The following is a 10,797-nucleotide window of genomic DNA, read 5'->3' as shown; positions in this document are numbered from 1 at the left end:
CCGTTCCCGCTGCGCATGGGCGCGCTGCACGACGTGACGCAGGCGCCGTTCGAGGACCTGCTGGTGCGCGACCCGCCGGCGCCTGGCGCCGGTCCGGTGGCGGTCGAGCTGAGCTACCGCATCCGGTCCGAGGAGGCCGAGAAGTTCCTCGCCGCGGTGACGCTGTTGAAGGCACCGCGCCAGCGCGACGGCGCGACCTTCTGGCGCATCTACCGCGACCTGGGTGACCCGTCGCGCTACCTCGAGCGTTTCATCGTCACCAGCTGGGCCGATTACCTGCACCAGCGCTCACGTGCCACGCTCGCCGACCAGGCGCTGGAGGCCCAGCTGCGCGAGCATCTGGTCACAGGCGAGGCACCGACCACGCAGCACTACATCGCCGAGCGCTGAAGCGCTACAGCGGCAGCTTGGCCGTGACTTCGACACCCACCCCGCGGTAGCCCGTGAACTGGCTGCCCTCGTTGAAGATCGGCTCGCCACTGACCTTGAACTGCTGCTCCGAGCCGTCGGCATTGATGCGGCTGAAGGCAAAGTCGATGAACGGCTGGCGGGCGACGATCTTCTGCCTCAGCGCGGCGCGTTCTTCATGGCGCCACTCTGCACCATCGGCCGTCAGCGGGTCGCCCAGGAAGGCCGTCATGCGGATGCCCACCATCGGCAGCACGGGCCCGCTGACATGGGTGAAGTCGCCGCTCTCGTTTTGCTCCCAATACCAATCCGAGGCCAAGGCCGTCAAGCGCCGGAAGCGCTGCTCGCTCTGGCGCAGCTCGGCCGTGCGTTGTTCCACCGTCTGCTCGAGCCGGGCGTTGTGGCCTTCGAGTTCCCGGTACAGCAACCGCACTTCCAGCACGTTGTAGATGCGCGCGGTGACTTCCAGCAGATCGAAGGGCTTGCTGATGAAGTCCTTGGCGCCTGCCTTCAGGGCCTTCAGCTTGTGTGCCGGCTGCGCCGTCAGCGCCACCACGGACAGATAGCTGTCGCCCATGTCCTGCTTGAGCTGTTCCATGACCTCGAAGCCATCGGTGCCCGGCATTTGCAGGTCCAGCAGAATCAGGTCGTAGGCATGTTGCCGATGCAGCGCACGCACCTGCGCGGGCTCGGTGGTGGCGCTGACGTTGACGTATCCGGCTTGTGCCAGCAGCCGCTCCAGCAGGCTGACGTTGACCTGCAGATCGTCAACGATGAGGATGCGGGCCTTGAAGATGTCTTGGCTCTTGATCACGTGGGCTGCGCCTTCGGGGTGGTTGTGGCGGAAGGGGTGTTCGCAATCATCAAGGCGTCATCCAGTGTGTGCATCAGTTCCGCGACCTTGATGGGTTTGGTCAGGTAGCGAAAGAACCCGGCCTCCAGACCCTTGATGATGTCGTGCGGCATGGCGTTGGCGCTGAGTGCAATCACCGGGATGTCCGCTGTGAGGTGATCGCTGCCCAGGATCTTCAAGGCCTCGATGCCGCTGATGCCGGGCAGGTTGATGTCCATCAGGATGACCGCGGGTTGCGCGCTGCGCGCCACAGCGATGCCGGTTGCACCGTCGGTGGCGCTCAACAGGCGCAGGTCGGGCCGCCGTGCAATGAGTCTTTGCACCAGCATCAGATTGGCCGGGTTGTCTTCGACGTAGAGCACGGTGTTGAGTGCCGTGTAGGCCTGTGCTGCCGCCGGTGCGAAGTCCAGGTTGCGGTCGCCGCCGGCCACGGCATCCGAGGCTTGCGCTGACTGCAGGTCGACCCAGAACACGCTGCCCTCGCCGACCGTGCTGACCATGCCAATCGCGCCATCCATCAGTTCCACCAGGCGCTTGCTCACCACCAGACCGATGCCCGTGCCTTCTTCGGCACCGGCCTCCTGGCCCAGCCGGTTGAAAGGTTGAAAGAGCTGTTCGACCTTCTCCGGCGACAAGCCGGCGCCGGTGTCGCGAAAGGCGATGCGCGTCAGCCGCAGCCCGGCGACGCTGCACGTCACGTCCACCCGACCCCCCATGCTGTTGTACTTGATCGCGTTTGACAGCAAGTTGATGAACACCTGCTTCAGGCGCGTGCGGTCGGCGCGGACGAAGAAGGGGTTGTCGAGCTTCGGAAAGAACAGGCGTATGCCATTCTTGCCGGCCAGCGGCTCGATCATGGCGTGGCAGTCACCCAGCACCTCGGTGACCGACATCGACTCGAGCGAAAGGGACAGCTTGCCCGACTCGATCAAGGACAGGTCTAGGATCTCGTTGATCAGCGCCAGCAGGTACCACCCCGCTTGCAGGATCTGGTCGATGCTCTCTTGCTGCCCCCGCGTGGGCGCGGGCTCGTCCGACTCCATGAGCTGGGCAAAGCCCAGGATGGCGTTGAGCGGCGAGCGCAATTCATGGCTCATGCTGGACAGGAAGTCGGACTTGGCCAGGTTGGCCTTCTCGGCTGCGGACTTGGCCGTTTGCAGCGCCTTGTTGGTCTCTTGCAGCGCCTGGTCCAGGCGCTTGCGCGCGGTGATGTCGCGCGCCGCCGCAAACACGCCCAGCACCTGACCCCGCGCGTCCTTGTAGACCGAGGCGTTGTACAGCACGTCGGTGAGCCGGCCGTCCTCGTGCCGGATGGTCAGCGGGTAGTCAGTGACGAAGCCGTTGGCAAAGACCTGCTCGTAGCCTTCCCGGGCCTTGTCGGGCTCGGTGAAGTAGTCGGAGAAGTCGGTGCCGATCAGTCGGTCGCGTGCCACGCCGGTCACCGTGACCGAACCGGCGTTGACGTCGGTGATCTTGCCCTGGGGACTGATGGTGACCAGCGGGTCCAGGCTGGCTTCGATGAGGCTGCGCGCGTATTGCGAGGCCGTGCGCAGCCGGTCGTCGGCCAGTTTTCGCGCGGTGTTGTCGGTGCCGATGAGCAAGAAGCCGATGATGGCTTCCTGGGCGTCGCGCAGTGCGGTCACCGACACCAAGGCTGGAAAGCGGCTGCCGTCCTTGCGGATGTAGGTCAGTTCGTAGATGTCTTCGATGCCGCGCGAAGCCTTGAACACCAGGGCCTCGAAACCGGGTGTGATCGAGGTCAACAACTCTTCGCTCAAGGCCTGCGCGCGTGCGATGAGTTCCTGGGGGTCGGAAATGTCGGCCGGCGTGATCTTGTTCAGCACTTCGGCCGCGGTGTAGCCCAGCATGCGCTCGGCGCCGACGTTGAAAATCTGGATGACGCCCTTCGCGTCGGTGGCGATGCTGGAGAAATTGGCGCTGTTGAAAATCGCATCCTGCAAAGCGCCCGTCTTGAGCAGGGTTTCCTGGCGGCGGAATTCGATGGCACCGTCGGGACCGCCGGGCTTTTCTCCGGACCCGCCTGTCGGCACAACCCCTTTCACGGGAACACTCATTGGCGTGACTTTTTCATCCATGGGTTGGCGGCAAGCCTTTCAGTAAATCGCGATCGGAGATTGCACTGGACTGAAGGGGCAGGTGTGTTCGAATTGCGAATTGAGCCCGCGGCACACCCGCGCCGGGATCATCTGATCGTGCGGCTGAAATCATCGGCATAGGGATTGCTCGCACAGTAGTGCCGCCTCCTGCCAAAACACGGAATGGTCCTGGAGGCGGATCACGCGAAAACGCGGGAAGGGCGCAGAAAAACCGGTTCGACCAGGGTGTCGACGTAGTTCCCCTGATGCGGCGAGTATGGGCTTTGGGGCCGCGGTCGTATGTACGCCAGCCCACATTGGCCGCCATCGTGCCGGTCAGTCGGGGCCGGGTGTTGTTGCGCATGGCGCCATCGCGGGCGCTGTTGATGTTCCGCCGCCTATGTTCGCTAGCGAACAGAGCGTCAGGCACGCAGGGCGCTAGTCTCCATAACCATTCACAACTGCCCGGGCGTGACTCGGCCATCCTTCAGTCATGAAGCCAGGATTGCTCCTGTCACGCGTGACGACGCTTTCAATTCATAGCGGGCACATTGGAAGACGAGCAGCAATCGTCAATTGAACGGCGAGAGCGAACATCAGGAGAGGAGAAGGCGAAATGCAGATTGTCAGATGGCATGCGACAGCGCTTCGGACAAGCGCACTGGGCTTCGCCTTCGCGCTTGCGGCCATGGCCTTGACAGCGAGCGCCGGTCAGACCGATCCAGTCGAAGGTTCGAATTCATCGACGGCCCGGCGGCAGAATGTGGAGCCGCCCTCCATCGGGAGTGGCAGGAATGACTTCCTGCAGGACGTCGAAGCACGTAAAAGTTATTGGATTCCGGCGGGCGAAATCGTCGGCTTCGACCTCCTGTTGAATGAGATCAACCGCCACGTCATCGGCAACGAGTACAAAAGCAATCTGTCGTCCATCAGGAATAACCTGCGCAGCAGTTGGAATACCGACACGGACCCTTTCACGGTGAACCAGCTCGGCCATCCGTACCAGGGGTCGATGTACTATGGATTCGCCCGGTCGGCGGGACTCAATTTCTGGGAGTCGATGGGTTATACGGCGGCCGGCAGCGCGATGTGGGAAATTGCGGGCGAGACCACGCCGCCCTCGTTCAATGACCAGATCACGACAGGCTTTGGCGGCAGTTTCCTGGGCGAGGCTTTGTTCCGCATGTCGCATCTCGTCCTCGACGAAGCGAGCATGCCGGGTTTCTGGCGCGAGGTGCTCGCCGCGGCAATCTCTCCGCCCACAGGCCTGAACCGTCTCGCCTTCGGCGACCGGTTCGACCATATCTTTTCGAGCCACGAGCCGGTTTATTACGGGCGGCTGGCGCTTGGCGTCGCGACCAATACGCAGCACAAATCAGGCACGTCGACCACCCTTCAGCATACCGAGGAGATTGCGGATTTTTCCCTGGATTACGGTCTCCCGGGAAAGCCCGGCTACAGCTATGACCGGCCATTCGATTACTTCACGTTCAAGATCACGGCCTCGAGTGCGAACGGCGTCGAAAACCTGATGACCCGCGGCTTGCTGGTCGGAACCGATTACGCGGCGGGAAAAAATTATCGGGGCGTGTGGGGACTGTACGGCAGCTATGACTACATCGAGCCGCAGATTTTCAGAGTCTCCACGACCGCGCTGTCGCTGGGCACGACAGGGCAGTGGTGGCTGTCCAGAACGATCGCCCTTCAAGGCAGCGTCCTTGCGGGGGCCGGCTACGGTGCCGTGGGAACCGTTCACGGCACCGCTGAAAACGACTATAACTTCGGCGTTGCCCCGCAGGCCTTGATCTCGCTTCGCGCCATTTTCGGCGACAGGGTTTCGCTCGATACAACCACCCGCGAAAATTTCGTGAGCCGCCTGGGCGGGCCCGGTCGATCCGGCCACGACAACATCATTCGCACGGATGCGGCGCTTACCGTGCGCGTTCACAAGCAGCATGCGGTCGCTGTCCGCTACCTGTTATCGCGCAGGGATACGTCCTCGCCCGCTGCAGGCAATATCGTCCAGAGCAGCGCAACGGTCGGCCTCTTCTATACCTACCTGGGCAACGACGGTTTCGGTGTCGTCGATTGGCGGGATGGCGGCGCGCAGTGACAACCCGAGCAGCGGGAACGTGGGTTCGAAAGGCGCGTTGGCTCGGATCTCTCATCCGGATTCTTAACAAGCCGGACGCGCGGCTGCAATGAAGGCAAGCCGCGCATTGCCCCGACAGAATCTGGCTATACCAGCAACGGCGCCGGCTGGGCGCCGGCCGGCCCAACCTGTATTCCGCTTTTGAGCAACGTCGCGAAGCGCCCGGCGGGGACCGGCCGGCTGAAATAGTAGCCTTGCGCCTCGTCACATCGCTGAGTCTTCAGAAATGCCAGTTCCGCGGCGGTTTCCACGCCTTCGGCGATGACCCGCAGTTTAAGGCTGCGTCCCATGCTGATCACCGCGGTCACAATGCTTGTATCGTTGCCCGCGGTGGTGATCTGCCGGACGAACGACTGGTCTATCTTGAGGGCATCGATCGGAAACTTGCGGAGGTAGCTCAGGCTGGAGTAACCGGTCCCGAAGTCATCGATTGCGAGTTGTACCCCGAGTGCGGCCAGCGTCTTGAGGATGGTGTCCGTGGATTCGGCGCGCTTCATGAGAACGCTTTCGGTCAGTTCCAGTTCGAGGGATCGCGGATCGAGGCCCGTTTCCTTGAGGATCGCTAATACCCCTTCCAGAAAGTTCTGGTCCTGAATTTCTACGGCGGATATATTCACGGCCATTGTCGCCGCGGGCAGGCCTGCATCCAGCCAGAGACGGGCTTGTTTGCACGCCTCGCGAAGGACCCATTTCCCGATCGGAATTATGAGGCCGCAGTCTTCCGCAATGGGAATGAACTGCGCCGGTGACACTGAACCCCGGACAGGATGCGTCCACCGTAACAGGGCTTCCGCCCCCGTAATCGCTCCGGTCTCCAGATTAATTTTCGGCTGGTAGTGCAGCGAAAATTCCCCCCGCTCCAGGGCGCGCCGCAGGGTCTCCTCGATGGATTGCCGCTCCACCGCCCGGACGTTCATCGCCGGTGTGAAGAACTGGTAGCTCTGGCGACCATTTTCCTTTGCATGGTACATCGCCGTATCCGCATTCTTGATGAGCGTCTCGGCGTCCAGGCCGTCTTCGGGATAGACGCTTACGCCAATGCTCGTGGTGATGTGCAGGTCATGGTGGTCGATCGAATGGGGACGCGCCACCGCGTTCAGCATTCTTCTTGCCGTAATCGCGGCATGTTCCGATTGCGCCACTTCCGAGAGCAGCACGACGAACTCATCGCCGCCTTGCCGGCTTATCGTATCCGCGCCACGCACGCATTCGCCCAGGCGTTTTGCGATGGATTGAAGCAGTTTGTCGCCGGTCGGGTGTCCCAGTGAATCGTTGATGTGCTTGAAGCCATCCAGGTCCAGAAACAACACCGCGACCTTGTTCATGTGGCGCGGCGCGAGCGCAATAGCCTGGCTGATGCGGTCACTCAGGAACAATCGGTTGGGCAGGCCGGTCAGAAAGTCGTGCAGGGCGGAATGGCTCATCTGCAATGCCATCGCCCGGGCCGCGCTGACGTCGCGGAAAACAAATACTGCTCCCGTGGGCTGCCCGGCGCGGTCGTGAATGGGGGCGACGGAGTCTTCAATCGGGATTTCGAATCCGTCGCGCCGGGCGAGGACAATGTTCGACCTCAGTTGCTGGATTCGTTCGTGCCCCGTCGTTCTGGTCATCGGATTCAGGATGACTTCGCGGCTCGTGGCGTCCAGAATCCGCACGATTTCAGCCATGGGGCGATTCGCTGCTTCCTGCAGGGACCAGCCGGTCATCTTTTCCGCGACGACATTGAGAAAGCTGATGTTGCCGGACATATCCGTGCAAATAACCGCGTCGCCGATGCAGTTGAGGGTGATCTGCGCGCGCTCCTTTTCTTCGTACAACGCCTCGTCCGTGGTCTTGCGCTCGACGGCATAACGCAGGGCCCGCAACAGGCTGCGCGCGTCGATCTGGCCTTTGATGAGATGTTCCTGCGCGCCTTCCTGCAAACATTGTGCAGCCAGCGCCTCGTCGTCCAGGCCGGTCAGCACCACCAGCGGAACACGGGGCGCGGCAGCGTGGGCGCGGCGTACTGCCTCCAGTCCCTGCGCGTCGGGCAATCCAAGGTCGAGCAGGATCATGTCTACCGTGTGATCCCGCAGATGGTGCTCGGCCTTGGTCATGCTCTCCACGCAGGTCAATCCGATTCTGCCCACGCCCGGCTCATTGAACATCTCGCGCAGCAACCGGGCGTCGCCGGGATTGTCTTCGACGAGCAGAAGTGTCGAGATCGGTGTCCTGCTCATCCGCTTGATTCCTGTCGCGGCAGCTTGACTTTCGTCAGCCAGAAATCATTGATGCTCTTCACCAGACTTTCGAACTCTTCGAACTGCACCGGTTTGTTGAGATAGCAGTTCGCGTGCAGTTGATAGCTTCTCACGATGTCGGTTTCCGAATCCGAAGTGGTCAGGATGACGATGGGGATCGTTTTCAGGTCTTCGTCCGCCTTGATTTTCGCGAGGACTTCGCGGCCATCCATTCGGGGGAGGTTCAGGTCGAGCAGGATGATATCCGGGCGGGGGGCGTCAACGTGGCCGCCCTCGTGCCTCAGAAAGGCCATGGCCTCTACGCCGTCGGTTGCAACATGCAAACGGATGGACCTGTTGGCTTCGCGGAACGCTTCCTGCGTGAGCCGGACGTCGCCGGGGCTGTCTTCAACCAGGAGTACATGCATGGGCATCGTATCTTCCTCAGTTTGTTTTCATGATTTGCGCGTCCCGTGCCGCCGCCAGATCGAAGCGAAATGTGGATCCGTGGCCGGGTTGTGACTCTACCGAGATGTGGCCGCCGTGACGCTCGACGATCTTCTTGCAAATTGCCAACCCTATTCCGGTTCCCTCGAATTCATCGCGCTTGTGCAGGCGCTGGAACATGCCGAAAATCCGTTCGAAGTACTGCGGGTCGATTCCCAGACCGTTGTCCCGCACCGAAAATCTCCATCGCTCCTTGGCACCTCCGGTCGCCGAGATGTGAACCCGCGGTACACCGGGACGCTGGTATTTGATGGCGTTGCCAACAAGGTTCTGGAACAGTTGAATCAGTTGCACTTCGTCTGCCAGAACGTCGGGCAGGGGGTCGTGGGTGACCAGCGCATGGCTCTCTTCGATGGCGCCGCGCAGATTCAGGAGCGCCTGATGCAATGCGTCTTCGCTGGAGGCACTGCGCAGCTCATGTGCTTTTGTCGCTATGCGCGAATAAGTCAGAAGGTCCTGGATCAGCCGCTGCATGCGGCTGGCTCCGTCCGTTGCGAAAGCAATGAACTCGTCGGCATCGGCGCCGAGCTTTCCTTTGTATCGCCGGGAGAGAAGTTGGGTGTAGCTTGCAACCATGCGCAGCGGTTCCTGCAAATCGTGCGAGGCCACGTAGGCAAATTGCGCCAGTTCCTCGTTGGAACGGTTCAGCTCCTTCACGTTTTCCAGGAGGTGAGCTTCTGCTGCCTTGCGCACGCTGATGTCGCGGATTGCCGCGGTCACGAGAGTGCCTTCGGCACTGTCCAGCGGACTCAGCATGATTTCGATGGGAAACTCGCTTCCGCTCTTGCGCCGTCCCCGCAGCTCGATGCCCATCCCCATCTGCTGCGCCAGCGCGACTTCCGGGGTGCGAAGAGCATCAGCCACCAGCCGCTCGGCGAAGCCCTGGGGGATGATATTCTTCACCGGCCGCCCCAGGAGTTCATCGCGGTGGTAGCCGAACTGGTTCTCAGCCTGAACGTTCAACAGCACAATTTCCCCGGACGTGTTCACCACGACCATCGGATCCGGGGCGGCCTCCAGCAGTCCCCGATACTTCGCCTCCGATTCCTGGCGCTCGCTCAGGTCGTGACTGAACTCGGAAAACCCGCGCAGATTGCCGGCGGGGTCACGCAATGCGGTGAACGTGAGCTTCGCCAGGAAACGCGAACCATCTTTGCGCACGCGCATGCCTTCTTCTTCGTAGTGCCCGCTGTTAGTCGCCACCCGCAGGACCTCCGCCGGTTTGCCGCGCTCGATGTCCTCCGGTGGAAAGAAACACGAGAAGCTCTGCCCGATGATCTGGCTGGCGCTGTAGCCCTTGATGCGTTCGGCACCCGCATTCCAGCTTACGACCCGGCCCTGCGGGTCCATCATATAAATCGCGTAGTCCCGGATTCCGTCGAGCAGCATCCGATATCTTTCTTCGCTTTCCCGGAGTGCTTCTTCCACAAGCCGGTGTCCGTCCTCCATTTGCTCTCGAGTTTCCCCCGCCTCCTTGCGCATCCCGACGGCGACGCCGGCCGGCGCTTTGGCGGGGCCTTTTACGAGGGAAGGTCGGACGGATTTCATGTGCGTTCCTGAGGGATCATTGCCGGGGGCATCCGGCCTGGCGGCCGGATGCCTCAGAATTGGGTTTGTTCGCAGCCGTGCCCCGCCGCCAGACGAAACATGAAATGGTTTCTGGAGCCGGATCACGCGTTAGAACTTGCGGGAGGAAAGCGGGGAAGCCCTGTCGATCAGGAAAATGACCATCGCCTGCCTGCTGCCGGCAGTATCCGCTTGTCTGTGGTGGCGGTATGTACGTCAAGTCACATAGCAGGCGCCGCGTCCGGGATGGATAGAACAGTGCGAAGGGAATGGCCTCTTATGATGAAGTCAGCCAGGAAAAGCGACGGGCTCGTTTATTCCACCGAAGGCGGCAGGATGTGTCCCGGGTGCCGCCGACCCATTGGCCAATGTACCTGTGGCAAAAGGCCATCGGCACCGGTTTCGGATGGCGTGGTCCGGGTGTCCAGGGAAACCAAAGGGCGCAATGGAAAAGCGGTGACCGTGATCAGGGGAGTGACGCTGGATGCCGCCGCGCTGGTTGTGCTCGGTGGAAAACTCAAGACGGCGTGCGGCGCGGGGGGCACAACGAAAGACGGCGTGATTGAAGTGCAAGGTGATCACTGCGACCGGGTGATCGAATTACTTGCCAGTCAAGGCTGGACCGTCAAGCGCGCTGGCGGGTGACCCGCACCGGCCATCGCTGATGCACATCAATAGATGGACGCGCTGCGGCTGCGTGGCATTAGAAGTGGCGCGTGGCACGATGCCATCAGCCCAAACGCCCGCAAGCCGTCGTGCGCGGCGCATCCAGGACCTTCCTGCCGGCTACATTTACAAACTTAACGCGCAGATCCGCTTTTGCCGCAAGCGGGCCGATCGGATCCTCCTCTACTCGTCCCCCGCGCGGATTCGGCAGTGGGTTAATGAGCGATATGGGCGCTAGCGCACATATGGATTAATAACGCACTGCCGAATTCGCGCGGGGGACGAGCAGAGGATAATCCGATCGGCCCGCTTGCGGCAAAAGCGGATCTG

The 10,797-nt window shown here is 61.7% G+C and carries 8 protein-coding genes; 3 read left to right on the top strand and 5 right to left on the bottom strand.

What is annotated here, in order from left to right; all coding sequences use genetic code 11:
* A partial coding sequence (locus tag RMO89_RS09320) for an MFS transporter (RefSeq protein WP_310532700.1) occupies positions 1 to 390 on the top strand: 390 nt, incomplete at its 5' end.
* Positions 391 to 394: 4 nt separating this feature from the next.
* Here the strand turns inward: RMO89_RS09320 and RMO89_RS09315 are convergent.
* Together RMO89_RS09315 and RMO89_RS09310 are read right to left on the bottom strand one after the other, a co-directional pair.
* Positions 395 to 1,222 carry a response regulator gene (locus RMO89_RS09315; protein WP_310532699.1) on the bottom strand — a complete coding sequence of 276 codons (828 nt, stop codon included), beginning with the start codon at positions 1,220 to 1,222 and terminating at the stop codon, positions 395 to 397.
* On the bottom strand, positions 1,219 to 3,357 hold the full coding sequence (locus RMO89_RS09310) for a PAS domain S-box protein (protein ID WP_310532698.1): 2,139 nt from the start codon (positions 3,355 to 3,357) through the stop codon (positions 1,219 to 1,221). The genes RMO89_RS09315 and RMO89_RS09310 overlap by 4 nt, the downstream gene beginning before the upstream one ends.
* Positions 3,358 to 3,973: 616 nt before the next feature.
* Between RMO89_RS09310 and RMO89_RS09305 the strand changes: the two genes are divergently transcribed.
* A complete protein-coding gene (locus RMO89_RS09305) occupies positions 3,974 to 5,470 on the top strand; it encodes a DUF3943 domain-containing protein (RefSeq protein WP_310532697.1) in 1,497 nt (498 codons plus the stop codon).
* Between the two features lie 125 nt (positions 5,471 to 5,595).
* Here the strand turns inward: RMO89_RS09305 and RMO89_RS09300 are convergent, their stop codons facing one another.
* Genes RMO89_RS09300 through RMO89_RS09290 form a run of 3 tightly spaced genes read right to left on the bottom strand, consistent with a single transcriptional unit; the run spans position 5,596 to position 9,783 of the window.
* Positions 5,596 to 7,728 carry an EAL domain-containing protein gene (locus tag RMO89_RS09300; RefSeq protein WP_310532695.1) on the bottom strand — a complete coding sequence of 711 codons (2,133 nt, stop codon included), beginning with the start codon at positions 7,726 to 7,728 and terminating at the stop codon, positions 5,596 to 5,598.
* Positions 7,725 to 8,162, bottom strand: coding sequence for a response regulator (locus RMO89_RS09295; protein WP_310532693.1), 438 nt, complete (start codon positions 8,160 to 8,162; stop codon positions 7,725 to 7,727). Before RMO89_RS09295 ends, RMO89_RS09300 begins: the two co-directional genes overlap by 4 nt.
* A gap of 10 nt (positions 8,163 to 8,172) precedes the next feature.
* Positions 8,173 to 9,783: a PAS domain S-box protein gene (locus tag RMO89_RS09290; protein ID WP_310532692.1), complete on the bottom strand. Its 1,611-nt coding sequence runs from the start codon at positions 9,781 to 9,783 to the stop codon at positions 8,173 to 8,175.
* 48 nt (positions 9,784 to 9,831) lie between these two features.
* On the opposite strand from RMO89_RS09290, the gene RMO89_RS09285 reads away from it, so the two are divergent.
* The gene (locus RMO89_RS09285; protein WP_310532691.1) at positions 9,832 to 10,446 is read left to right on the top strand and encodes a translation initiation factor Sui1; all 615 of its coding nucleotides are present in this window, start codon (positions 9,832 to 9,834) and stop codon (positions 10,444 to 10,446) included.
* Positions 10,447 to 10,797 lie beyond the last annotated feature (351 nt).

The organism is Novosphingobium sp. (genome assembly GCF_031424035.1).
GTDB lineage: Bacteria > Pseudomonadota > Alphaproteobacteria > Sphingomonadales > Sphingomonadaceae > Novosphingobium.
This window is presented reverse-complemented; position numbering and strand designations above follow the sequence as displayed.

Coding starts and splice junctions, on each gene's coding strand:
- RMO89_RS09290 (WP_310532692.1), bottom strand. CDS start 9,783: ATGAAATCCGTCCGACCTTCCCTCGTAAAAGGCCCCGCCAAAGCGCCG.
- RMO89_RS09285 (WP_310532691.1), top strand. CDS start 9,832: ATGCCTCAGAATTGGGTTTGTTCGCAGCCGTGCCCCGCCGCCAGACGA.
- RMO89_RS09295 (WP_310532693.1), bottom strand. CDS start 8,162: ATGCCCATGCATGTACTCCTGGTTGAAGACAGCCCCGGCGACGTCCGG.
- RMO89_RS09300 (WP_310532695.1), bottom strand. CDS start 7,728: ATGAGCAGGACACCGATCTCGACACTTCTGCTCGTCGAAGACAATCCC.
- RMO89_RS09305 (WP_310532697.1), top strand. CDS start 3,974: ATGCAGATTGTCAGATGGCATGCGACAGCGCTTCGGACAAGCGCACTG.
- RMO89_RS09310 (WP_310532698.1), bottom strand. CDS start 3,357: ATGGATGAAAAAGTCACGCCAATGAGTGTTCCCGTGAAAGGGGTTGTG.